The 22,610-nt window shown below is 61.1% G+C and carries 21 protein-coding genes and 1 tRNA gene; 12 read left to right on the top strand and 10 right to left on the bottom strand.

Features of this window, described 5'->3' with window-relative positions:
- The first annotated feature begins 113 nt into the window (after positions 1-113).
- Positions 114-641: a DinB family protein gene (locus K0H48_RS13255; RefSeq protein ID WP_219267813.1), complete on the top strand. Its 528-nt coding sequence runs from the start codon at positions 114-116 to the stop codon at positions 639-641.
- Here K0H48_RS13255 and K0H48_RS13250 read toward each other — a convergent pair.
- A complete protein-coding gene (locus K0H48_RS13250) occupies positions 613-1,086 on the bottom strand; it encodes a GFA family protein (protein WP_219267812.1) in 474 nt (157 codons plus the stop codon). The genes K0H48_RS13255 and K0H48_RS13250 overlap by 29 nt on opposite strands.
- A gap of 184 nt (positions 1,087-1,270) precedes the next feature.
- Here K0H48_RS13250 and K0H48_RS13245 point away from each other — a divergent pair, with 184 nt between their 5' ends.
- The gene (locus tag K0H48_RS13245) at positions 1,271-1,552 is read left to right on the top strand and encodes a hypothetical protein (protein WP_017138846.1); all 282 of its coding nucleotides are present in this window, start codon (positions 1,271-1,273) and stop codon (positions 1,550-1,552) included.
- Between the two features lie 65 nt (positions 1,553-1,617).
- Here the strand turns inward: K0H48_RS13245 and K0H48_RS13240 are convergent, their stop codons facing one another.
- From K0H48_RS13240 to K0H48_RS13225, 4 genes are all read right to left on the bottom strand, one after another.
- Positions 1,618-2,853, bottom strand: coding sequence for a cytochrome c (locus tag K0H48_RS13240; protein WP_219267811.1), 1,236 nt, complete (start codon positions 2,851-2,853; stop codon positions 1,618-1,620).
- Positions 2,854-2,855: 2 nt separating this feature from the next.
- Positions 2,856-3,395, bottom strand: coding sequence for a (2Fe-2S)-binding protein (locus K0H48_RS13235; protein ID WP_138817807.1), 540 nt, complete (start codon positions 3,393-3,395; stop codon positions 2,856-2,858).
- A complete protein-coding gene (locus K0H48_RS13230) occupies positions 3,388-6,219 on the bottom strand; it encodes a xanthine dehydrogenase family protein molybdopterin-binding subunit (RefSeq protein ID WP_219267810.1) in 2,832 nt (943 codons plus the stop codon). Before K0H48_RS13230 ends, K0H48_RS13235 begins: the two co-directional genes overlap by 8 nt.
- 376 nt (positions 6,220-6,595) lie before the next feature.
- Positions 6,596-6,682: transfer RNA gene (locus K0H48_RS13225), tRNA-Leu, on the bottom strand.
- A gap of 262 nt (positions 6,683-6,944) precedes the next feature.
- On the opposite strand from K0H48_RS13225, the gene K0H48_RS13220 reads away from it, so the two are divergent.
- Entirely contained in the window at positions 6,945-7,355 is a 411-nt protein-coding gene (locus K0H48_RS13220) for a VOC family protein (protein WP_219267809.1), read from the top strand.
- A gap of 20 nt (positions 7,356-7,375) precedes the next feature.
- Here the strand turns inward: K0H48_RS13220 and K0H48_RS13215 are convergent, their stop codons facing one another.
- Together K0H48_RS13215 and K0H48_RS13210 are read right to left on the bottom strand one after the other, a co-directional pair.
- A complete protein-coding gene (locus K0H48_RS13215) occupies positions 7,376-7,921 on the bottom strand; it encodes a GNAT family N-acetyltransferase (RefSeq protein WP_219267808.1) in 546 nt (181 codons plus the stop codon).
- 82 nt (positions 7,922-8,003) lie between these two features.
- Entirely contained in the window at positions 8,004-9,722 is a 1,719-nt protein-coding gene (locus K0H48_RS13210; protein ID WP_219267807.1) for a hydrogenase maturation protein, read from the bottom strand.
- Between the two features lie 212 nt (positions 9,723-9,934).
- Between K0H48_RS13210 and K0H48_RS13205 the strand changes: the two genes are divergently transcribed.
- From K0H48_RS13205 to K0H48_RS13190, 4 genes are all read left to right on the top strand, one after another.
- The gene (locus tag K0H48_RS13205; protein ID WP_219267806.1) at positions 9,935-10,552 is read left to right on the top strand and encodes a 2OG-Fe(II) oxygenase; all 618 of its coding nucleotides are present in this window, start codon (positions 9,935-9,937) and stop codon (positions 10,550-10,552) included.
- Positions 10,542-10,808 (top strand): Ada metal-binding domain-containing protein, encoded by a 267-nt coding sequence (locus tag K0H48_RS13200; RefSeq protein WP_219267805.1) that lies wholly within the window; start codon positions 10,542-10,544, stop codon positions 10,806-10,808. Before K0H48_RS13205 ends, K0H48_RS13200 begins: the two co-directional genes overlap by 11 nt.
- The gene (locus K0H48_RS13195; protein WP_257626934.1) at positions 10,787-11,509 is read left to right on the top strand and encodes a 2OG-Fe(II) oxygenase; all 723 of its coding nucleotides are present in this window, start codon (positions 10,787-10,789) and stop codon (positions 11,507-11,509) included. Before K0H48_RS13200 ends, K0H48_RS13195 begins: the two co-directional genes overlap by 22 nt.
- 190 nt (positions 11,510-11,699) lie before the next feature.
- Positions 11,700-12,305: a cysteine hydrolase family protein gene (locus K0H48_RS13190; RefSeq protein ID WP_219267804.1), complete on the top strand. Its 606-nt coding sequence runs from the start codon at positions 11,700-11,702 to the stop codon at positions 12,303-12,305.
- 49 nt (positions 12,306-12,354) lie between these two features.
- Here K0H48_RS13190 and K0H48_RS13185 read toward each other — a convergent pair whose 3' ends face one another.
- From K0H48_RS13185 to K0H48_RS13175, 3 genes are all read right to left on the bottom strand, one after another.
- Positions 12,355-12,747 carry a tautomerase family protein gene (locus K0H48_RS13185; protein ID WP_219267803.1) on the bottom strand — a complete coding sequence of 131 codons (393 nt, stop codon included), beginning with the start codon at positions 12,745-12,747 and terminating at the stop codon, positions 12,355-12,357.
- Between the two features lie 185 nt (positions 12,748-12,932).
- A complete protein-coding gene (gene treS / locus K0H48_RS13180) occupies positions 12,933-14,999 on the bottom strand; it encodes a maltose alpha-D-glucosyltransferase (protein WP_219267802.1) in 2,067 nt (688 codons plus the stop codon).
- 72 nt (positions 15,000-15,071) lie between these two features.
- Entirely contained in the window at positions 15,072-15,830 is a 759-nt protein-coding gene (locus tag K0H48_RS13175) for an AraC family transcriptional regulator (protein WP_219267801.1), read from the bottom strand.
- Between the two features lie 310 nt (positions 15,831-16,140).
- Between K0H48_RS13175 and K0H48_RS13170 the strand changes: the two genes are divergently transcribed.
- The 5 genes from K0H48_RS13170 to K0H48_RS13150 are packed head-to-tail and all read left to right on the top strand — an operon-like array spanning position 16,141 to position 22,582.
- Positions 16,141-17,766 (top strand): APC family permease, encoded by a 1,626-nt coding sequence (locus K0H48_RS13170; protein ID WP_219267800.1) that lies wholly within the window; start codon positions 16,141-16,143, stop codon positions 17,764-17,766.
- 11 nt (positions 17,767-17,777) lie between these two features.
- Positions 17,778-18,704, top strand: a complete 927-nt coding sequence (locus K0H48_RS13165) for a 4-hydroxyproline epimerase (protein WP_219267799.1) — start codon at positions 17,778-17,780, stop codon at positions 18,702-18,704.
- Positions 18,705-18,742: 38 nt separating this feature from the next.
- Positions 18,743-19,690, top strand: a complete 948-nt coding sequence (locus K0H48_RS13160; RefSeq protein ID WP_219267798.1) for a dihydrodipicolinate synthase family protein — start codon at positions 18,743-18,745, stop codon at positions 19,688-19,690.
- 60 nt (positions 19,691-19,750) lie between these two features.
- Entirely contained in the window at positions 19,751-21,322 is a 1,572-nt protein-coding gene (locus K0H48_RS13155) for an aldehyde dehydrogenase (NADP(+)) (RefSeq protein ID WP_219267797.1), read from the top strand.
- 3 nt (positions 21,323-21,325) lie between these two features.
- Positions 21,326-22,582 (top strand): FAD-binding oxidoreductase, encoded by a 1,257-nt coding sequence (locus tag K0H48_RS13150; RefSeq protein ID WP_219267796.1) that lies wholly within the window; start codon positions 21,326-21,328, stop codon positions 22,580-22,582.
- The last annotated feature ends 28 nt before the right edge of the window (positions 22,583-22,610 follow it).

The following is a 22,610-nucleotide window of genomic DNA, read 5'->3' as shown; positions in this document are numbered from 1 at the left end:
CTCCCGCAGCATAGTATTGGCGTTTATCAACCATAGCTTGCCGCCGCAGGAACACCAAGACCGCCGGGCGGGCACGCCTTATGATGGCCTCACCACGTTGAAGGAGAAACCACGTGAACCGTCTTGAACATATTTTGTTGCTGGCTGACTACAACCAGTGGATGAACCGCAAGGTGTATGCCGCCGCCAGCCAGCTTACCGATGCCGAACTGACGGCGGATCGGCAGGCGTTCTTCGGCTCGATCCTTGGCACACTGAACCACCTGACGCTGGGTGATACGGTGTGGCTCAAACGGTTTGCCGAGCATCCCGCGGGCTTTGCCGCACTGGCGCCATTGGCTTCAATTGCCATGCCCTCTGACTTGAAGCAACTGACCTTCGCCAACTTGCGCGAGCTATCGGCCCGCCGCACCTGGCTCGACCAATTGATCATCGACTGGGCCGCCAGCCTGCGCGAGCCCGACCTGGACCAGCGCCTGCAGTACCACAACATGCGCGGCGTGGCGAACCACAAGCCGTTCTTTGCGCTGTTGGTGCATTTTTTCAACCACCAGACCCACCACCGGGGCCAGGCAACCACGTTGCTGACCCAGGCGGGCGTGGACGTCGGCACTACCGATCTGCTGGCACTGATTGATTGAACGCAGCGTAGGCTTGCATCAAGCGCGGGAAGTCCTGCGGCTCAGGCAACTGCGCAAAGCTTTCGACCGCCGGCGTGGCGGCCCACGGCAGTTTTTCGCTGGTCCAGGTTTCCATGAAGGGCACGTAGTCGCAGGCGTTATCCAGCAAGGTCGCACGCACATTGACGAACTCATCGATGCCATGGGGGCGTGTAAACAACCAGCTCATGCAGTGCGGGCAGCAATAATGGCGGTCCACGCCGTGCAAGCCCCCCATCACCGGGCAACCCTGAATCACGGTAAAGCCAGCGGCGGGAATCAATGCGCTAAGGGAAAACGCACTGGCAGTCATCTTCTGGCAGCCGCTGCAATGGCATGCCATGGTGATTACCGGCGGCAAATTCACACTGAAACGCACCCGGTTACAACGGCAACTGCCTTCCAGCGGCAAGGTTTCGACGCTCATCACTCACTCCTTTTTATGATTGTTGGCTCCACAGGGTAGCGTGAACCGCTCGTGGAATAAAACCGAACGCCGCGCCGCCGGCGAGGTCACAACCCTGAGGGCTCGGGGTTGATTGCCCCCGCCCTGCCCACGCGCCGCCGCTGCCTTATGGCCGCGCGTACCCCCATAAGAAGGAGACGCTTGCATGGTCACTCACTTCAAGGTCGCCGGCCATCTGGCTTGCGGCCATCACGGCACCAACCTCACGTCCAGCACCGAGCTGAACCGAGTCAAATGCCGCACCTGCCGCAATACCGACGCCTACAAAGAAGCGCGCCGCACCCAGCGCAATGCCGCCCGCCGCTCTGCGCGCAAGGCCAAAACCCATACCGCCGTTGACTGGCGCAGTGCCTGGACACAACGCCTCACCGACCTGCCAGGGTTGCAGCGCCTGCCACGGGGTTTCAGCGGGCAGCCATTTGTCTGAGCTATTCAGGCTTTGAAAACAGATTCACACGGCCCCCATCGGCATCCTGCAGCAGATGCTGCATATCAGTGCGCCTTGTGCTCGGCTGGCGGTGCATCGGCCTGCAGCTTCTGCACGTCGCTGACCGCCAGCTCACCCGACTGACCGCCCCAACCCTGGCGCAGATAGTTGAGCAGGTCGGTCAGCTGTTGGTGATTGAGCTTGTCGGCAAAACCCGGCATCGGTTGCATGCGTTCAAACCCGGTAAATTGCTGCTCGCCGATGCCGTCCTCGATCACCCGTAGCAGGTTGCGCGGATCTTCCAGGCGCAACGTGGTGTTGCCGCGCATGGCCACCGCGATGTGCGGCTTGCCCTCGCCGTTCGGTGCGTGGCAACCGGCGCAGACGTTCAGGTAATCCTGACGGCCGCGTTGGGCACTTGGGCTCATGGCGTCCAGCGACGTCTCGCTCAGCACTTTGGCCACCGGCGGTTGATCGCCCAACAGGAAGGTCGCCATGGCCGCCAGGTCCGGATCGGTAAGGCCCTGGGTGCTGTTGTGGAACACCGGGAACATCTCGTTGAACATCGTGCCCTGGGCACTCATGCCGTGCTTGAGAAACGTGCTCAGGTCCTGATGATTCCAGCCGCGAGCGGCCAGGTCAGTGGCCAACAGGCTGGGTGCCAAATAGCCGTTGAGCACGCCGCCGGTCAGGCGTTTATCCTGCTGCATCGCGCCGGGCAAGCCCCGTGGCGTGTGGCATTCACCGCAGTGGCCGAGCACTTCGACCATGTATTGGCCACGCTGGAAGGCTGCGCTTTTGCCCTCGGTCGGCGCAAGTTTCACATCCTTGCCGTAGAGCATGTTCCAGCCCGTCAGGCCCAGGCGCACGTTGAACGGAAAGCTCAGGCGGGTAACCGGCGCCGCACGCTCGATGGGCTCGACGGTTTTCAGGTACGCATGGATCGCATCCGAATCTGCACGGGGCATCAGGTGGTACGAGGTGTACGGCATCGCCGGGTACAGATTCGCGCCATCCCGGCGTTTGCCTTCGGTGAGCGCGGCGAAGAATTCGTCATCGTTGTACAGACCAATGCCGTGCTCTTTGCTCGGGGTGATGTTGGTGCCATAGATGGTGCCGAACGGCGAGACGATCGGCAAACCGCCCGCAAACGGCGCGCCACCCGGTGCGGTGTGGCAGGCCATGCAGTCAGCGGCGCGGGCAAGATATTCGCCGCGTTTGACTTGATCGTCCGCGTGCGCCAGCAACACCGGCGCGGCCAGGCCAACCGCCAGCGCAAGGCGGGAAAGTAGTAGCTTCATGCTCAACCCTCCTTGACCAGGCCGAGATCGGTCAGCACGTTGCGGGTCGCGTTGTAGTAACGCACGTAGCCGGTGCAGCGGCAGATGTGGTGGCCGAGGCTGTCTTCAATGACTTTTTCCAGCTGGCTTTTGACGATGGGCTGACGCTGCAGCTTCTCCACCAGCACGGTCGCGGCATTCACGAAACCGGGCGCGCAGTAGCTGCACTGGAAGGCGAATTCATCGACGAAGCGCTGCTGGATCGGGTTCAGTTCAGTGACTTTGCCCTGCTCATCGCGAGTCGCGTGGCCTTCGATGGTGCGGACTTTTTTGCCTTCGAAATAGTGTGCCCCCGTGATGCAGGTGCGCACTTCTTCGCTGGTGCCGTCCGGGTTGTCGACGATCACCACGCAGGCGTGGCAAATGCCCTGGCCGCAGCCGAGCCGCGAGCCGGTGAGGTTTTTGTATTCGTGCAGGTAGTCGATCATCGGCAGGTCATCAGGGATGTCCACCGGGCCGACGGATTGACCGTTGAGGGTCAGTTGAAACGGACGGTTAGCCATTGAGGGCCTCCTTGATGCGCGCAGGTGTAATAGGCAGGTCGCGGACACGTTTGCCGATGGCGTGGGCCACGGCGTTACCGATGGCGCCGACGATCGGGATCATCACCACTTCGGCGATGCCCTTGGATGGGTCGCTCGGCGACAGCGGCGGCAGAATTTCGGCCGTTTGGTTCCACACCGCGACGTGCCGAGCCATCGGCAAACGGTAACGGTTGAAATTCCAGTCACCCTCCCCCGGCCCGCCTTCGTACAGCGGCATCTCTTCCATCAACGCATGGCCAATACCCATGGCGATCCCGCCTTCGAGCTGGCCCTTGACCAGTTCTTCCACCAGCACCCGACCACACTCGACCCACGAGTGATGGTTGAGCACTTGCACCTCGGCGGAGCCCTTGTTCACTTTCAATTCCACCAGCGTCGCGACCGGGCTGTAGTAAGTCACCGCCGCGTTGTTCAACTGGGTGTCCGGGTAGTGGACGTTCTGGCGATCCAGCAGGTGGAAACCGTTGCTGGTCATCTGGGCCAGTTTCGCCTTCGGCGCGCCGTCGCCGTACTTCACAGCCAGAGCGTCGAGCGGCAGGCGTTCACGCACGCCGTCGATGCTGTAGTCGGCCTCGGCCCAGCTCCAGCGGTTGAAGCCGTGCACGGTGGCGCCGGTCACCAGGCCTTTTTCGTGGGCGTGTTTGGCCAATTGCGCAAAACTCAGCGGCTGCATGCCGTTGGCGGTGAGTTTGCCGTCGACCCAATGCGCGTCTTCGCGGCGCACCACGTACGGGTTGGCCTGGCCGCCGTAAGGGCCTTGACCCCAGATCTGCAACGCCGCCGGCCACAAGCCGTGGTTGAACAGCACCCGTGAGGCTTCACGGGTGGCGTGGCTGAAGTAGTACGCCGAGTTGGTCGCCGAGGAGGCCGACGCCAGTTTGCCGACCCAACGCGGGTTGCGCAGCAAACCATCCTGTTCGGCCTGGCTCATGGTGTACGGGTTGCCGCCCGTGATCAGTTGCAACTCTTCCCATTCGGTTTCGCCGGTCTTCACTTGCGTGGCCGGGATGCCGATGAAATCCGCCACCACCAGGGCTTGTGAGGTGGACATGCCGGTGCCGATTTCAATGCCGATATGGCGCAACGTCACGTGGCCTTCGGCGGTGAACTCGATGCTGGCCATCGGCGCCTCGGAACCGGTGCCGAAGTCTTTTTGGCAGATGGCAAAACCCACGCCATACCAGTTATCCGGGTCAGCGGCTTCGCGGGTCTTTTTGAACTGGTCGCGGTTTCTCCAAATGTCGTGGGCAGCCGCTTTGTCGAGAATCTCGTGTAAGCGCAACGCCCCGGCCGGCACCGCGCCCTGGGTGTTTTTCATGCCCGAGAGCAGGGCGTTTTTCTTGCGCAGGTCGATGGCATCGATGCCCAGACGCCCGGCGATTTCGTCGACCATCATCTCGGTCGAGGCCATGCTTTGCAGGGTGCCGTAACCGCGCATCGAACCCGCTTCGACTGCGCGGGAATGGTAGGCCGTGACCTGCAAATCGTTCTGCGGCACATAGTAGATAGACTGCGCTGCCGTAGCGCCAACCGCTGCCACCGAAGGGCTGTAGTTGATCCGCCCGCCGCCATCGACGTTCATCTCGGCGCGAAAAATCTGGAAACTGTGATCGTTTTTATCCACCGCCAATTGGTAGCGGATGTCGAACGGGTGACGCTTGATGCCGCTCTGGAACTGCTCATAGCGGTCGTTGGCCAGGCGCACCGGGACACCGGCGCCGTACAACGCAGCGAGGGCTGCGTAGTAGACAAAAATGTTGTGGTCCTTGGAGCCGTAACCGACGGTGTAACCCGGGTGCATGTTCAGGTTCGCCAGGCCGAAGCGCGATGGCGCGATCATTTTTGCGGTTTCGGTGGCGGCTTCCAGCGGGCACTGGGTCGCGACCACAAAGTGCAAAGTCTTGGTGGCCGGGTCGTACCAGCCATTGCCGTTGTCCGGCTCCATCGCCGCCGGTTCGATTGACGGGGTTTTGTAGCGCTCGTCGAACACCAGCCAGTTATCGGGCGGCGCGTCGATTTGCTGCTGCATCCGGTCGGCGTAAAACAGCCCGCGCTCGGTCAGGTTGCCGTGCAGGTCCGGCTGGGAATTCCATACCGGGCGACGGTTTTTCAGCATCGGGAACAGGATCGAATCCTTGAGGCTGGCGAATTCATCCTCGTCCGCCGAGGTCGCACCGCCGACACGTACGTAGCGGAAGCTGCCGTACGGATCACGTTCGTAGTACGGCACCTGGGCGCCGTAACGGATGGCTTTGTCATTGAATTTGAGTTTGGCCTTGGCCTGGCGGAAACGCTCGAAGTCGTTCCAGATCAGGATCGCCACAGGGTGCCCGATGAACATCGGCACCTTGCCTTCCGGCAGCAGCGGATCCGGCGCGTGTTCTTCCGGGAAGACGATACCGTCCTTGTCGAGGTCGGCGGCGGTGACGATGCGGTCAGGTTGCAAGTCGGCGCCGAGCCACGACAAATCGTAGCCGGCGTAGATGCGATCGGCCTTGGTGGTTTTCAGCAACATGGCGTGGCCCTGCTGCTGCGGCCAGCCTGGCATGTCCTTGGCGCGGATGTCGCGGGCAAACACCTTGCTCCCGCAGACTTTGGACAAGGCGTCGTTACGCGAGCGTGCCTTGCCGTTGTTACCGAGCCATTGCTCGGACGGCACGGTCACGCTGTTTTCCATCAAGGCAGCCAGCGCCTGGGTGCTGAGCGGTGTAAGCGTCACGCTCACACCCGCCACCAGCCCGCCCTGAAGGAACGAGCGCCGGGAGATATCACGGTTGGACATGGATCATCCTCTGGGCGGTTATGGGTCCGCCCTTTTAGTTATGTACTGGGGATCTCGATCCTTGCAGGAGCGCTTTCGCTGGAAGCAAAAGGCTTGAATTGACAGTGCAAAGCTGACCGAAAGGTTAACTTTATAGGTTTCTGCGCTTGCCGCAAACAATCTGTTACAAAAACCGAGCAAAGAATCAACGCGTTGCCGCTTTGCTCTGAGTAAAAGCAAAGGTCGCGAAGGATCAGGGGAATGTCAGGATGGCTACACACGCAAAAGGATCGGCAAACTGGTCTTGCCGACAAAACGAGCGGTGGAGTTTTCTAATTTTGGGGAGCACAAACGAAAAAGGGCTCGCATGAAAAATCATGCAAGCCCTTGATATCTATGGTGCCCGAACCCGGAATCGAACCGGGACGCCCTTACGAGCGGGGGATTTTAAGTCCCATGCGTCTACCAGTTTCGCCATTCGGGCGGTAGCGCGGTGTTGCAGGGTTGGGAATATATAGACCCTGGCGCCTGGATGCAAGGTCGAAGCGTACCTTTATCGTGCTTATTCCAAGCTGAAAAAGCTTGTCAGATCAGTGATCTACGCAGCAAACCCAGCCTTGCACCACGGCGGTTGGCTGACCGCACTGGGCCGATGCCATGGGCTCAATGCAGCCCTTTTTTCCAGGATCAGCTAAGTTCAAGACTTTGGCGATACCAAAACCAATGATCAGATAGGAATGTTCACCATGCGCACCTTTTCAATCCAACATATAGATCATGTTGTTTTACGCGTGAAGGACATCACCCGCAGCCTGGCGTTTTACACTTCGGTACTGGGATGTGAGGTCAAAAAGCGCCGTGACGACCTCGGCATGATCCACCTGAGTGCCGGGACGTCCCTGATTGACCTGGTCGATGTGAACGGGTCGATCGGTCGTGAAGGTGGGGAGCCGGCGGGCAAGCAGAGGCATAACGTCGATCACGTCTGTTTGAGGGTTGAGCCATTTGACGAGTCGGCCATTCTCAGCCACTTGGCTGATGCGGGTGTGTTCGCGGAAAAGGCGCAGAAGCGCTATGGCGCAGACGGGACAGGCTGGTCGATCTATTTCAATGACCCGGATGATAATCGGATCGAGCTGAAGGGCCCTGCCACTTAGGCTGGCGTCAGGTGTTATTTTCAGTTGCCTGTTCCGGACCGCTCAAATGCAGCGCGCTCAATTTTATAAAAACGATTCTCTTGCGAACGCCCAGCAAACGTTTTTATTGAGGTATGCGAAAGCTGCCCGCCGATTTTTTTCATTGCCCGTTGCGAGCGAATGTTGTGAGCACCGACGTGGAACCATACGGTATCAACCCACTGAAAGGCGTGTGTGAGCATCAGGCATTTAAGCTCGCCATTGGCGCCGCCGCCCCATTTTTCACGAGCTAAAAACGTGTAGCCGATGGCCACCTCTCGCTGCTGCTCATTGAAGTCATAGTAGCGAGAGCTGCCCACCACCCTGTTGCTTTCACGGTCGATCACCACCAGTACGCTGGGGGATGCCAGCGCCTGTTCGAACCACTCGCGAAACACCGGCTCCTGGTAGCGCGTGGGGCTGGGGTGCTGGGCCCAGATCAACGGGTCGCAGGCGACGTTATACAGGGCCTCGAAATGCCCGGCTTCCAGCGGGAGCAGCTCAAGTAAGGTGCCCTTGATAGAGGGCGGGATGGGTAGCGATTGCATCACTGTGCTCCAAGCGCTGAGGGTGCCAGATCATCGCGCATGGCACACGGCACTCGCAAGTACATGGGCAGCGCAGTACCGCTCAGTCGACCAGTTCGCCCTTACGCGCCAACGCCCACGGCGCAATCAACCGTTGCGGCGTCTGGCAGGTTTTGCGCTTGAACACAAAGTTGCGGCACTTCTCGGCAAACTGCTGGCGGTTGTGCACCATGTCCAGTTCCATCTGTGCCAACTCGTTTTGACGGCAGCGATACATTTTCTCAAGGTCGATATTGGCTTTGCGCGCGCGTTGCGCGGCGTATTTCTGATCGCTCAGTGCGCTTTTCGCCGCTTGCAGCAACCAGGCACTGAACTCATTCGGGCAACGTGGGCCAATGTCCTGAACCATGCTCCACTGGTGTGCCTGAATGGCGCTGATCGGCAGGCACTCTTGCGTGAGCTTATGGGCAATTTCGCTGCCCACCGCACGCGGCAGGCTGTAGGTCCAGTATTCGGAACCATACAGGCCCATGCTCTTGTAATGCGGGTTGAGCACTACGCCAGCGCGGGCGAAGACGATATCGGCCGCCAACGCCAGCATTACGCCGCCAGCGCCCGCACTGCCGGTCAGGCCGCTGACCACAAGCTGCCGGGCGGTCAGCAGTTCCTGGCACACATCATCGATCGCCTGGATATTCGCCCAAGCCTCCAGCCCCGGCACGGCTGCGGCCTGGATGACGTTGAGGTGTACGCCATTGGAAAAGCTGCCGCACCCGCCCTTGATCAGCAGCACCTGAGTGTTGCGCGCCTTGGCCCAGCGCAGTGCAGCGACCAGCCGCTGGCACTGTTCGGTGCTCATGGCGCCGTTATAGAACTCAAAGGTCAATTCGCCGACAGGGCCGCACTCACGGTAGCGAATCGGTTGATACGCCTGTTCATTGAAGGCTTGCTGGGCAATTGAGCTGTCCAGCACGGGCACACTCGCCAGATGCCCGGCCAACACGTGACGGGCCGGCAACTTGAAGGCCTCCTCGCCTGGCGGGGCCTTGCATTTAAGCGAGCCGACCCACACGCTTTGATCACCGGCCGCGACCAATACCGCATCATCCTGAACCGCAAGGATCTCGCCTGGCATGCCCCGGCGTGCATCCAGGTGCGCGTCGTACAGGTAATACTGCTCGCCGTGGATGCTGGCCAACACCCCCGGCTGGCCGTCGGCGGCGTCGATGCTGCGCTTGATGAAGCGTGCGCAATCGTGCCAGCTGAAAGCACGGTCAACCTGCTTCATGTTCGGCTGCAAGCGCCCGATAACGTTGGGCTGCGTGTAATCCAGGGGCGTGGGGAGCACACCACGGGTGAATTTTTCCACCACGTCGCGGATACAGATGATCGCCGCATCACTCACCAGTCCGTTATACAACTCGGACTTGCGCACCTCGGCGGGCATGTCGAATTCACAGGTCGACCACACCGGCCCCGCGTCCATCTCCTCCACCGCCTGCAACGCGGTGACGCCCCATCGGCGGGCCTGCTGGGTGATGGCCCAATCCAGCGCGCTGGCGCCACGGTCACCGACAATACCCGGATGAATAATCACCACCGGGCGGTCGAGGTTGCTCCATAGCTGCTGCGGCACGCGGTCCTTGAGGAAGGTGCAGATCACCAGGTCGGCGTCGGATTCCTCGATTTGCCGGCACACCGTGGCTTCATCGGTGAAAAGCACCACGCTGGGATCAAACCCCGACTGGCGCAAGTCCAGCCAGGCTCGCTGGGTCAAGCCGTTGAATGCTGAGGACAACAAGATGATCTTCAATGATCGCATGGCAGACTCTTCCTTGAGGTGCACGGCCACAGGCTCGCATTGAGCCGTCCCTGGCCTTTGATGGAAGCACAAGGTTAAAAGGCTTGCCAGGCGGGACACATGATCAAGATCAATCTTCGGCCAGCCAAGGGTGAATTGCAGCGCAAGAACCGGAGTTTCAGCGACTGGGCTCCTGCCTACACTGGCGCAAATGCACTGTGACCGAGGCTTTCATGACCCCACTTGCCACCGCCCTGGCACGCCTGGATTGGCAAACCATCGGCCTGGAACTCGACCGCGAAGGTTTTATCGTGCTTCCCGGCCTCTTCGAGCTTGAGGCGCCAGGCTTGTTCGGCAACCTCATGAACGGGTTTTACCCTCCATTGGCCCAGGTTTCCAACCAGTGGAACAACATCCTGCAACTGCCCTACCGCTACCCTCCCAAGCTCACCGACTTTCACGCTCAGTGCCGGGCCGTCGGGCAGCAGCAAGCACTGCCCCAGCTGAAATGCCTGCGCAAAAATGAATACCTGGCGCTGGGGCAAGATGCCGAGGGCGAGTACATATTTCCGTTTCAACTGGCCGGCGTGCTGTCTGCGCCCGGCGAGGATTTCACCGGCGGTGAATTTATCCTCATCGAGCAACGCCCCAGAATGCAATCGCGGCCGATGGTGGTGCCGTTGCAGCGCGGCGATCTGGCGGTCATCACCACGGCGCACCGTCCGTTCCAGGGCAGCAAGGGTTACTACCGGGTGAATATGAAACACGCGATCAGCAGGGTCCGAAGCGGCGAACGACGCAGTTTTTTGCTCAGTTTTCACTTAGATACTGGGACGACCCATGACTGCTGAACGCCTGTGGCGGCTGTTGGGCAACGATGGTCAACCCTACTCAAGCACCCAACCGGGCACGCTGGGTGGCCATCGACGCGGCAAACGCTACGGCCTGCTGGATTGCCGCGCGGCGCTGCACGCCATCGCCCGTAGTGGCTATGTGCAGCACCGGGTGTTTTTCCTCAATCAAGCCAGCGCCATCGCAGCGGGCTATCGCCCTTGCGCCGTGTGCATGCCGGCCGAGTATCGCCAATGGAAACGTCAGCAGCCTTGATGAACACGCACCTGGAACATCTCGATTGGCCAACGATAGAAGCGGCCCTGATGAACGACGGCTTCGCGCTGCTGCCAAGACTGTTGACTCGACAAACCTGTCAGCAACTCGCAGCGCTCTATGCCGATGAAAGCCATTTCCGCAGCCGCATCGTCATGCAGCGCTACGCTTTCGGGCGCGGTGAATACCAATACTTTCGCTACCCGCTGCCGGCACTCGTCGACAACCTGCGCTCGCGCCTGTACGAGCATCTCGCACCGGTCGCTAACCGCTGGCATGCGGCGTTGAAGATCAATCAGCGATTCCCCGACACTCATGAGGAGTTCAAAGCGCGATGTCACCAGGCCGGCCAATGCCGGCCCACGCCGCTGATGCTGCGCTATCGGCAAGATGACTACACCTGCCTGCATCAGGATTTGTATGGTGAGCAGGTGTTTCCGTTTCAGGTGGTGTTCCTGCTGGACCAACCGGGCCTGGACTTCGAAGGGGGTGAATTCGTCCTCACGCAAACCGGTTCCAGCAAGCCCGCACGGGCTGAGGTGGTCCCCATTGAACAAGGCCAAGCGCTGATATTTGCCGTCAACAGCCGCCCGGCTCGCTCCGCACGAGGCTTTTGCAAACTCAGCGTGCGCCATGGGGTGAGCCGCCTGCATCGTGGAGAGCGCCACACGCTGGGGATCATTTTTCACGATGCTAAATGAGTACGGTCATCGAGTCGGAATTCTGCTTTTATGTGGGAGCGGGCTTGCTCGCGAATACGGTGTGTCAGACACCTGAATACTGACTGATCCACCGCATTCGCGAGCAAGCCCGCTCCCACACGATGAGTGCAGCCCTTGGATTTGGCGCCTATAACTGCTGCAGTGAAAAACCACCTGACGGAGCATCGACATGAACCCGACGAAAACCGCATTGGTCTTGATTGAATTCCAGAACGATTTCACCACCCCGGGCGGGGTATTTCACGACGCAGTCAAAGGCGTCATGCACAGCACCGACATGCTGGCGAACACTGCAACCACCATTGAGCAAGCACGAAAACTCGGTGTGAAGATCATCCATATGCCGATCCAGTTCGCCGATGGCTACCCCGAACTGACACACCGCTCCTACGGTATTCTCAAGGGTGTGGCAGACGGCAGCGCCTTCCGCGCCGGCAGTTGGGGTGCCGAAATCACCGAAGCGCTGAGCCGTGAGCCGGATGACATCCTCATTGAGGGCAAACGCGGCCTTGATGCGTTTGCCACCACCGGGCTGGACCTGGTGCTGCGCAACAACGGCATCCAGAACCTGGTGGTCGCAGGTTTCCTGACCAATTGCTGTGTCGAGGGCACGGTTCGTTCGGGCTATGAGAAAGGCTACGACGTGGTGACGTTGACCGACTGCACCGCCACCTTCAGTGATGAGCAACAACAGGCCGCCGAGAATTTCACCCTGCCGATGTTCTCGCAAACGCTGAAACACACGCAGTTTCTACACGCGTTGAACGCCCAATAAAAAACGGCGGCGACTCATCACTGAGTCGCCGCCTTCTTACAGGCCTGCCTCACTCGTCAGGCACGTACTGCATCTCACCGTTGCCAAACGACCAATCTTCGCGCTTTACATCCACCAGGCTGATCCACACATCTTCTTTGCGCAGCCCGGTTTTGGCGTGGATGCCCTCAGCGATAAATTTATAAAAAGCCTTTTTCACCGCGATGCTACGCCCGGCACTCCAGGTCACCTGGATAAACACGATGTTCGGCGTGTAGGTAATCCCAAGATAACCCGCTGCCGGATACACCAACTCATCCTTGGCGTGACGATTGATGATCTGGAACTTGTCGTGATCAGGCACGTTGGCCACGCTGGTCATGGCGGCGTAAACCACATCGCCAATCGCCGCGGCGGTTTCAGTGGAGGTGTCGGCGGCCAGGTCGATTCGAACTAAAGGCATGGGAAATTCCTCGGCAGGTCAGTGGCCGGAGCTTGAAAGTGGCCATTGGCGCTACGCTAGCCCGAACGACAAAATACATCAAGCGCATATTTTTTTATTTAATAATGCGTAAATTGCATGTTATTCGTTATCTCGGCAAATTCATAATCAGCGCTGATCGACGCGGCGATCAGCGCCTCGCGGCCCTAAAGCATCGGCGACAGGCTGACCACCCGCAGCGCCAACCCTTCATACGCGTCCAACGTGATGGTGAACTCACCCTCAGCAGTAAGATCGCCCTCGACCCGCTCATTGATAATGTCCACCACCGGCCCCGGCGCAATGTCGGGCAGGTGCAGGGTTTCGGTAATCGCCGTACTGCCAAAGTTGAGCGCGGTGATTTGCGTGCCCTTGCCGGCCGGCAACTCGTGAACCATGATCAGCAGGCCCGGATGCTCCACATCCGGCACCAGGATCTGGCGGCTGGCGGCGATTCCGTAGGCGTTGCGCACGGCGAGAATTTTCTGCAACTGGGACGCGAACGATTCCGGGTCTTGCAACTGGCTGTTAAGGCTACCGTACAAGGTCTGCGCCCGCGGCATCTGGCCGGCGGACAGTTCGGCATCCGGGTTCAGATCCACCAGGTCGTAGGCGCCGCGATGAATCCAGCGGGTGTCGCCATCGCCCATCAAGTGGGCAACCGCATCGGCCGCCAATGGCAACGCGCCGACCAGGTCCCAACCCGACAAGGCAAACACCCCAGGCTGCATGGCGTTGTACATCACCAGCAGTACATGGATACGGCGAATCTGCTCGATATCGGCCGGCGTGATCGCCTCCAGGTCACGGATGCCCAAAGCCGCCGTGATAATGCTGGCGGTGGTGCAGGAAACCCCGTTGGTGACGAACTTGAGGTTATACGGCGCATGCTCGCCGGCCAGGCGCTCATACATCTGCTCGCGGATATGCTCGCGCAGGCTGTTGCCGGGGAACGTCTGGCCTTGGTAGAGGTAGCTGTCATGGGCGTGCAAGGTCCAGAAGTGCACCAGCTCCAGGGTCAGTTCATCGTGGTTTTGCAGCGCGTGAATCAAGGAACCGGGGTCAATGCCCTGGCTGTGCATCTCGCGCAGCATCAGGCGCAAAAACTCGGTATCGCCCATCAGCAATGCATGCTGATACGCCGGACGTGTGATGAAGTCGTAGGACAGGTCGGCACCGCCGTGGGACATGGCGGCGATATCGTCGACGGTGAGGTTCAGCTCCTGAAAACTGAAGCCGCCCGCCTTGCGAATCGCCCCGCCCAGCAATTGGTTGCCGGTGATCGACAGCGGATGGCTTTCCGACCAGGCGGTGCCGTCCAGCTTGCGTTCCACGCCGAGAAAGCCATTGGCGTCCAGGCGCAGGATCTTGGCGCCCATCACATCAATGGCATGCAGGGCGTCGCCGATGATCATCTGCTGCGCGGCAAACGAGGGGTCGAGCCAGTTCAGCGACGGCTGGCCTTCCTTGAAATAATGCAGGTACACCCAGCGGCGCGGCTTGGCGTCCACGCCAACGACCACTGGGGTAGCGCTCCAGTCGGTTTCCTTGACGCCGGGTTCGAAGAAGATCACCCGCTGCAACTGGCCGACGATGTAATGCTTGTCGCGCAGCGCATCCACCTGCGCGGGGCTGAGGTTCTGCGCATCACGCCCTTCGGCCACATCGGGCAGCAAGGGCCAGTCTTCCTCGCGGATCTCGACCATGTGGTAAAGCCCCGGATAGTCCTCATACGCCATCTCGGCCAGGCGGAAGTCTGCGCCCTTGCCGGTGTGGGATGGGATCACGTCATCGATGATCACCGCATTGTGCGCGGCGGCCATGCGCGTCAGGGCCTGCAACTGCGCCTCGGTGCCTAGCTGTGGGTCAATCTCGAAGCTGATGCGGTCGAAATTGCCATCGATGGTCGGCGTATGCCGCGTACCGTCTAGCCCGCCGGACTTTTTCAACGGGCCGTTGTGAATGCCCTGGATGCCGATCTTCGACAACGCCTGCCACAGGCTTTCGTCGCCCAGGGCTTCGAGCACCGTGCCGTTTTCACGGGTCACGATCGATGCCGGGTAGGCGGTGAACCACACGGACGACAACGCTGAGGCATCACGCGGCCGGGTCTGCGCATACGGCTGCTGCCACAAGCGCCCTTGCCCGCTATAGAGCCTGGCCCGCTGACGCGCCGCATTGAGCATGGATTGTTGCACCAGCCAGTTCACATGATCGTTGTCCGCCGCCGTCATAAGCCTGTTTCCTATTGCCGTGAAAAGGTTATTCGTAAGCATAGGAGCAGTGCGCGGCGTGATTCGTTGCATTTACTCCAATTGCCGGTACTGCCTGGGTGTAAACCCGGTCAAGGCCTTGAACTGGCGGGTAAACGCGCTGTGGTCGGTGTAGCCGCATTGCAGCGCCACCTCGGTGATGGGCAGGTCGGTGTGCAACAGCCGGTGCGCATGCTCCAGGCGCACCTTCTGGATCATCTGCCGAGGCGTGAGATGGAACACGCGTTTGCAGTAACGCTCCAGTTGCGCCACGGAAATCCCGGCAATGCGGGTCAGCTCACCGAGGGTGACGCGCCGGTTGAAATGCAGGCGTATGTGTTCATCCACGGCGGCCAGGCGCTGGTAGGCCGGGTGCTTTTCGCTGGCCGATTGCAGGTCGACCGAAATGCCGGCCAGGCCGATGATCGCGCCCTTGTCGTTGTACAGCGGCCATTTGTGCGTCAGGCACCAGCCTGGTTCGCGGCTGCCATACAGGTGCAGCTCAAGCTGGTCTTCGAGCACAAAACCCTGCTGCAGTACGCGCCGGTCTTGCTCGGTATAGCCCGGCCCCAATTGCGCGGGGAACACTTCGGCGCTGGTCTTGCCCAGCAGCGGCTGCAGCTGTTTGAGGCCGCAGCGTTGTACCAGGGTGTGGTTGGCGAGGACGTAGCGGGCGTCGATGTCCTTGATGAAAATCGCGGCGTTGGGGATTACGTCGAGCAAGGGCAACAACTGCGCGACCCCGGCCAGTAGCTGCTCGATGCTGGTGGGGCGATTGGCCTGAAGAAGGTTCGAGAAAGCACTCGGCAACATGGCCTGACTCCGTTTTTTTTAGGCAGATTGCCCTATGCCAGCCTTAGTATCCACACAAGGTTTGAAAGCCACACCTGGTCAAAAATGTGGGAGCTGGCTTGCCTGCGATGGTATCCACTCAGTGTGCCTGATGTACCTAGTCAACCGCATCGCAGGCAAGCCAGCTCCCACATAAAAGCGTAGATCGGCGGATTCAAACTGTGCCGAATTCGTCATTCACATCAACGCAAAACATCAATCGCCGCGCCCTTGATCGGTTCAGGATATCGCCACTGCATGCCTATCCAATAACTCACAAGAAGGCGCCGCCATGTCTGCTCAAGGCAAGTTCAAGAAACAACTTTCACTGATGGACCTGACCTTTATCGGGTTAGGCGCCATCTTCGGTTCAGGCTGGTTATTTGCAGCCAGCCATGTGTCCGCCATCGCCGGCCCAGCGGGGATTATTTCCTGGCTGATCGGCGGTTTCGCCGTGCTGCTGCTGGGCATCGTGTATTGCGAGCTCGGCGCCGCCCTGCCCCGCGCCGGTGGCGTGGTGCGTTACCCGGTGTATTCCCATGGACCGCTGCTGGGCTACCTGATGGGCTTTATCACGCTGATCGCGTTCTCAAGCCTGGTGGCAATCGAAGTGGTCGCCTCGCGCCAATACGCCGCGGCCTGGTTTCCCGAACTGACCAAGGTCGGTTCCAGCGACCCGACCACCCTGGGCTGGCTGGTGCAATTTGCGTTGCTGTGCCTGTTCTTTGTGCTCAACTACCGCAGCGTGAAGACCTTCGCCATCGCCAATAACCTGGTGAGCGTGTTCAAGTTTATCGTGCCGCTGCTGGTGATTGGTGTGCTGTTCACTTTCTTCAAACCGGCGAATTTCCAGACCCAAGGCTTTGCCCCGTTTGGCATGTCGGGCATCGAGATGGCGGTGTCGGCCGGCGGCGTGATTTTTGCCTACCTGGGCCTCACGCCGATCATTTCGGTGGCCAGTGAAGTGAAGAACCCGCAACGCACGATCCCGATTGCCTTGATCCTCTCGGTGCTGCTGTCGACCGCCATTTATGTGCTGCTGCAAACCGCCTTCCTCGGTGGCGTGCCGACCGAGATGCTGGCCGATGGCTGGGCGGGTATCAGCAAGCAGCTGGCGCTGCCGTATCGCGATATCGCCCTGGCGCTGGGCGTGGGCTGGCTGGCCTATCTGGTGGTAGCCGACGCCGTGATCTCACCCAGCGGCTGCGGCAATATCTACATGAATGCCACGCCGCGAGTGGTGTACGGCTGGGCGCAGACCGGCACGTTTTTCAAGGTCTTTACGCGCATTGATGAGAAGTCCGGTATCCCGCGCCCGGCGCTGTGGCTGACCTTTGGTTTGTCGGTGTTCTGGACCCTGCCGTTTCCGTCCTGGGAAGCTTTGATCAATGTGGTGTCGGCGGCGCTGATCTTGAGCTACGCCGTGGCCCCGGTGACCGTCGCCGCGCTGCGCCGCAATGCACCGGACATGGTGCGGCCGTTCCGGGTCAAGGGCATGGGGGTGCTCGGCCCGCTGTCGTTCATCATCGCCGCGCTGATTGTGTACTGGTCGGGCTGGAGCACCGTGTCGTGGCTGCTGGGCCTGCAAATCCTGATGTTTGTGGTGTACCTGCTGTGCGCACGCTGGGTGCCGACCGCGCACCTGAATATCAAGCAGCAAGTGCGCTCGTCGGCCTGGCTGATCGGCTTTTACGCGGTGACCATCCTGCTGTCCAAGCTCGGCAGTTTCGGCGGCATCGGCGTGATCAGCCACCCGTTTGACACGCTAGTCGTCGCCCTCTGCGCCCTGGGCATCTACTACTGGGGCGCCGCCACCGGCGTGCCCGCGCACCTTGTGCGCCTGGAACACGAAGACGACGAAAGCGAAGCGGTCAGCGACGCGCATTACAGCGCGCCACTGTCGCCAGCCACTCACTGATGGAGCCTGTTATGAAGCGCCTGCATGTTATCGACTCCCACACCGGCGGCGAACCCACGCGTCTGATAATGGACGGCTTCCCTGCGCTGGCCGGCGCAACCATTGCCGACCAGCTGCACACCTTGCGCAGCGAACACGATCAATGGCGCCGCGCCTGCCTGCTGGAGCCGCGTGGCAATGACGTGCTGGTCGGTGCGCTGTACTGCGCGCCGGCCACGCCCGGCGCCACCTGCGGGGTGATCTTCTTCAACAATGCCGGCTATCTGGGCATGTGCGGCCACGGCACCATCGGCCTGGTTGCCTCCTTGCACCACCTGGGCCGCATAACGCCCGGCGTACACACCATCGACACGCCGGTCGGCCCGGTAGCCGCCACCTTGCACGACGACGGCGCCGTGACCTTGCGCAACGTGCCCGCCTACCGGCATCGCCAGCAGGTGCCGGTGGATGTGCCAGGCTATGGCGTGGTGCATGGCGATATTGCCTGGGGCGGCAACTGGTTTTTCCTGGTGTCGCAGCACGGCCACCGGCTGGCGATGGACAACGTCGACACCCTCACCGACTACACCTGGGCGATGCTCAAGGCCCTCGAAGCCCAGGGCATCCACGGTGCAGAGGGCGCACTGATCGACCATATCGAACTGTTCGCCGACGACGCCCACGCCGACAGCCGCAACTTCGTGATGTGCCCCGGCAAAGCCTACGACCGCTCGCCGTGCGGCACCGGCACCAGCGCCAAACTCGCGTGCCTGGCGGCTGACGACAAACTCGCGCCCGGCGCCATCTGGGTACAAGCCAGCATCACCGGCAGCCAATTCGAAGGCCGTTATGAATGGGATGGCGAGCGCATTCGCCCCTTCATCACCGGCCGCGCCTACATGACCGCCGACAGCACCTTGCTGATCGACGAGCAGGACCCTTTTGCCTGGGGCATCTGAGCCCGGGCCTTATTTAACTGAACGCTGGAGTTAGAACAATGAGCGACAACATCTTCACCGGTTGCATCCCCGCACTGATGACCCCGTGCACGCCTGAACGCACACCGGACTTCGACGCCCTGGTCGCCAAGGGCCGTGAACTGATTGATATCGGCATGAGCGCCGTGGTGTATTGCGGTTCCATGGGCGACTGGCCGCTGCTGACCGAAGCCGAACGCCAGGAAGGCGTGGCCCGCCTGGTCGCCGCTGGCGTGCCGACCATCGTCGGCACCGGCGCGGTCAACAGCCGTGAAGCGGTGGCCCACGCCGCCCACGCGGCCAAGGTCGGCGCCCATGGCTTGATGGTGATCCCGCGCGTGCTGTCCCGTGGCGCCTCGGCCACCGCGCAAAAGGCGCACTTCTCGGCGATCCTCAAGGCTGCGCCGAACCTGCCGGCAGTGATCTACAACAGCCCGTATTACGGCTTTGCCACCCGCGCCGAGCTGTTCTTTGAACTGCGCCGCGAACACCCCAACCTGATCGGCTTCAAGGAATTCGGCGGCGGCGCCGACCTGCGCTACGCAGCAGAAAACATCACCTCCCAGGACGATGCCGTGACCTTGATGGTCGGCGTCGACACCCAAGTGGTACACGGCTTCGTCAACTGCAACGCCACCGGTGCCATCACCGGTATCGGCAACGCGTTGCCGCGCGAAGTGCTGCAACTGGTGGCCCTGAGCAAAAAAGCCGCCACAGGCGACGCCAAGGCCCGGCGCCTCGCGCGTGAGCTGGAGGCCGCGCTGGGCGTGCTGTCGTCTTTCGATGAGGGCTGCGACCTGGTGCTGTATTACAAGCACTTGATGGTGCTCAACGGCGACCAGGGCTACGCCCTGCACTTCAACGAAACCGACGTGCTCAGCACCGCCCAACAGCGTTACGCCGAAAACCAGTACGCGTTGTTCCGCCAGTGGTACGCCAACTGGTCGGCTGAACAGAACGTCGCCTGACGACTATGCGCGCCGCTGTGGATCTCACAGCGGCCAACCCTCTTTTTTCAAGGACTCCCCATGACTCTGACGGGCAAGATGCTGATCGGTCAGCACGCAGTCTGCGGCCATCGCGAAGCGATCCAGGCCATTAATCCCGCCACCGGCCAGCCCTTGGCGCCCGCCTACCCAGGCGGCGATGGCGAGCATGTCGAACAGGCCTGTGCCTTGGCCTGGGCGGCGTTTGACACCTATCGCGAAACCTCGCAGGCAGCGCGCGCAACGTTTCTTGAAACCATCGCCGACAACATTGAAGCCCTCGGCGATGAGTTGATCGAACGCGCCGTGGCCGAAACCGGCCTGCCACGCCCGCGTATCCAGGGCGAACGCGGCCGCACTTGCGCGCAATTGCGCACATTCGCCCGCACGGTGCGCGCGGGTGAATGGCTGGATGTGCGCGTTGACACCGCGCAACCGGCGCGTGAGCCAATGCCGCGTGCAGACTTGCGCCAGCGACATATTGCTTTGGGGCCGGTGGCCGTATTTGGTGCGAGCAATTTTCCCTTGGCATTTTCGGTAGCGGGCGGCGACACCGCTTCAGCACTCGCTGCCGGTTGTCCGGTGGTGGTCAAGGCTCACGGCGCGCATCCCGGCACCAGTGAACTGGTCGGCCGTGCGTTGGCAAAGGCGGTTAAAGACTGTGGTTTGCCCGACGGTGTGTTTTCGCTGTTGTATGGCTCGGGTCGCGAAGTCGGCATTGCCTTGGTCAGCGACCCGCGTATCAAAGCCGTGGGGTTTACCGGCTCACGCAGCGGCGGTATCGCCCTGACCCAGGCGGCGCGAGCGCGACCGGAGCCGATTCCGGTGTATGCGGAAATGAGTTCGATCAACCCGGTGTACCTGTTTGCTGCGGCGTTGCAAGCACGTGCAGAGGCATTGGCCCAGGGTTTTGTCGCCTCACTGACCCAAGGCGCCGGGCAGTTTTGCACCAACCCTGGCCTGGTAATTGCGGTTGCAGGCCCGGCACTCGAGCGCTTTGTCGCCACGGTGAGTGAGTTGCTCCCGGCATGCGCTGCCCAGACCATGCTCACGCCAGGCATCTTCCAGGCGTATCAAAGCGGCATCGGCACCTTGGGCCAGCACGCACAAGTGGCGGCCAAAGGCTTGGCAGCCGAAGGCCCGAATCAAGGCCAGGCGCAGCTGTTTGTGACCCAGGCCAGAGCGTTTTTGCGCAATGAGCATCTGCAAGCGGAAGTCTTCGGCGCCGCCTCCTTGATCGTGGCGTGTGCCAACGACGAAGAAGTCCGCCAGGTTTCCGAGCATCTGGAAGGCCAACTGACCGCCACGCTGCACATGGACGACGCGGATCTGACACACGCCAAAGCCCTGCTGCCGGTATTGGAACGCAAGGCCGGGCGCCTGTTGGTCAACGGCTGGCCGACCGGTGTGGAAGTGTGCGACGCCATGGTCCACGGCGGCCCGTTCCCGGCCACTTCCGACTCGCGCAGCACCTCGGTCGGCACCGCGGCGATCCTGCGCTTTCTGCGCCCGGTGTGTTACCAGGACTTCCCGGACAGCTTGCTGCCCACTGCACTGCAACACGCCAACCCGCTGCTGTTGCGGCGCTTGCTCGACGGCCAGAGAGAGGCCTGAACCATGAGCGACAGCAACCGTGCTGATATCGCCGTGATCGGCGCCGGCATCATTGGCGTCGCCTGTGCCCTGCAATTGGCCCGGCAGGGCCAGCGCGTGGTGGTCATCGACCCACAGGCGCCGGGCATGGGCGCCTCCTATGGCAACGCCGGGCATCTGGCCACCGAGCAAGTGTTCCCGATTGCCGACGTGTCGATCCTCAAGCGCCTGCCCGCCATGCTGATGGATCCCATGGGCCCGTTGCGCCTGGACTGGAAGTACCTGCCACGCGCCCTGCCCTGGTTCGTACGCCTGTTGCTCAACCTGCGCCCGGCAAGCTACCGGCGCACGGTGGCGGGCATTCGCGCACTGAATGAGGCCAGCCTGGGCGCTTGGCAGCGCCTGCTGCAGTCCATTGAGCAGCCGCAGTTGTTGCACGCCGAGGGTTCGTTGCTGGTATTTGAGCGTGCTGCGTCTGGGGAAGCCATCGACGCGTTGCGCCAACGCATGCAGCAGCAGAATGTACCGGTGGATTTCTGGTCGGGCGAGGCGATACGCAAGGCCGCACCGCAACTGAGCGATGCGATCCAAGGTGGCCTGTTCTTCCCAGGCACCGGGCATTTTATTGATCCGTACAACGCTGTTTGCGCACTGGTGAACGCGGCCAAAGATTGCGGTGTGCAGTTTCTGCAGCAACGGGTGCTCGATGGGCGCCTGGAATCGGACGGCGTATCGCTGCGGACCGACCAAGGCACTCTCACCGCCCGCCAGGTAGTGATCGCTTGCGGCGCCCATTCGGCCAAACTCACCGCTGCACTCACCGGCAAGCAGGTTCCGCTCGACACCGAGCGCGGCTATCACCTGATGCTGCCCCACGAACACGATCGCCTGCCCTTTGCGGTGACCTCGTTCGAGCGAAAATTCATCATGACTCCCATGCACGATGGCTTGCGCCTGGCCGGCACGGTTGAGTTCGCAGGCTTGGAGCGCCCTGCCAATATGCAACGCGCCTGGCAGTTGCACCGCTTGAGCCAGGGCTTGTTTCGCCAGGACTTGAGTGCCCAAGACGCAACCCCATGGATGGGCTTTCGCCCGTCGTTGCCGGACTCGCTGCCGATCATTGATCGGGTGGCGAATGGCAAGGTATTGCTTGCGTTTGGGCATCAGCATTTGGGGTTGACGCAGGCGGCGGTAACGGCGGAGATGATTGCGCAACTGGCCGCGTCTGATAAATGCACGGCGCTGCCGAACCTGGCCCCTTACCGCTTGGCACGCTTTTAAGGTCTTGGGAGTTTTTGTGGCGAGCAGG

This window comes from Pseudomonas sp. Xaverov 259, from assembly GCF_019352915.1.
Taxonomy (GTDB): Bacteria; Pseudomonadota; Gammaproteobacteria; order Pseudomonadales; family Pseudomonadaceae; genus Aquipseudomonas.
The sequence above is the reverse complement of the archived record's forward strand: the minus strand, read 5'-3'. Positions and strand labels throughout refer to the sequence as shown.

Excerpts from the sequence above, each read along its gene's own strand:
- treS (WP_219267802.1), bottom strand. The coding sequence starts at position 14,999 with ATGACGGCGGCGGACAACGATCATGTGAACTGGCTGGTGCAACAATCC.
- K0H48_RS13170 (WP_219267800.1), top strand. The coding sequence starts at position 16,141 with ATGTCTGCTCAAGGCAAGTTCAAGAAACAACTTTCACTGATGGACCTG.
- K0H48_RS13210 (WP_219267807.1), bottom strand. The coding sequence starts at position 9,722 with ATGCGATCATTGAAGATCATCTTGTTGTCCTCAGCATTCAACGGCTTG.
- K0H48_RS13160 (WP_219267798.1), top strand. The coding sequence starts at position 18,743 with ATGAGCGACAACATCTTCACCGGTTGCATCCCCGCACTGATGACCCCG.
- K0H48_RS13215 (WP_219267808.1), bottom strand. The coding sequence starts at position 7,921 with ATGCAATCGCTACCCATCCCGCCCTCTATCAAGGGCACCTTACTTGAG.
- K0H48_RS13195 (WP_257626934.1), top strand. The coding sequence starts at position 10,787 with ATGGAAACGTCAGCAGCCTTGATGAACACGCACCTGGAACATCTCGAT.
- K0H48_RS13250 (WP_219267812.1), bottom strand. The coding sequence starts at position 1,086 with ATGAGCGTCGAAACCTTGCCGCTGGAAGGCAGTTGCCGTTGTAACCGG.
- K0H48_RS13205 (WP_219267806.1), top strand. The coding sequence starts at position 9,935 with ATGACCCCACTTGCCACCGCCCTGGCACGCCTGGATTGGCAAACCATC.
- K0H48_RS13155 (WP_219267797.1), top strand. The coding sequence starts at position 19,751 with ATGACTCTGACGGGCAAGATGCTGATCGGTCAGCACGCAGTCTGCGGC.
- K0H48_RS13200 (WP_219267805.1), top strand. The coding sequence starts at position 10,542 with ATGACTGCTGAACGCCTGTGGCGGCTGTTGGGCAACGATGGTCAACCC.
- K0H48_RS13165 (WP_219267799.1), top strand. The coding sequence starts at position 17,778 with ATGAAGCGCCTGCATGTTATCGACTCCCACACCGGCGGCGAACCCACG.
- K0H48_RS13220 (WP_219267809.1), top strand. The coding sequence starts at position 6,945 with ATGCGCACCTTTTCAATCCAACATATAGATCATGTTGTTTTACGCGTG.
- K0H48_RS13235 (WP_138817807.1), bottom strand. The coding sequence starts at position 3,395 with ATGGCTAACCGTCCGTTTCAACTGACCCTCAACGGTCAATCCGTCGGC.
- K0H48_RS13240 (WP_219267811.1), bottom strand. The coding sequence starts at position 2,853 with ATGAAGCTACTACTTTCCCGCCTTGCGCTGGCGGTTGGCCTGGCCGCG.
- K0H48_RS13175 (WP_219267801.1), bottom strand. The coding sequence starts at position 15,830 with ATGTTGCCGAGTGCTTTCTCGAACCTTCTTCAGGCCAATCGCCCCACC.
- K0H48_RS13245 (WP_017138846.1), top strand. The coding sequence starts at position 1,271 with ATGGTCACTCACTTCAAGGTCGCCGGCCATCTGGCTTGCGGCCATCAC.
- K0H48_RS13230 (WP_219267810.1), bottom strand. The coding sequence starts at position 6,219 with ATGTCCAACCGTGATATCTCCCGGCGCTCGTTCCTTCAGGGCGGGCTG.
- K0H48_RS13150 (WP_219267796.1), top strand. The coding sequence starts at position 21,326 with ATGAGCGACAGCAACCGTGCTGATATCGCCGTGATCGGCGCCGGCATC.
- K0H48_RS13190 (WP_219267804.1), top strand. The coding sequence starts at position 11,700 with ATGAACCCGACGAAAACCGCATTGGTCTTGATTGAATTCCAGAACGAT.
- K0H48_RS13185 (WP_219267803.1), bottom strand. The coding sequence starts at position 12,747 with ATGCCTTTAGTTCGAATCGACCTGGCCGCCGACACCTCCACTGAAACC.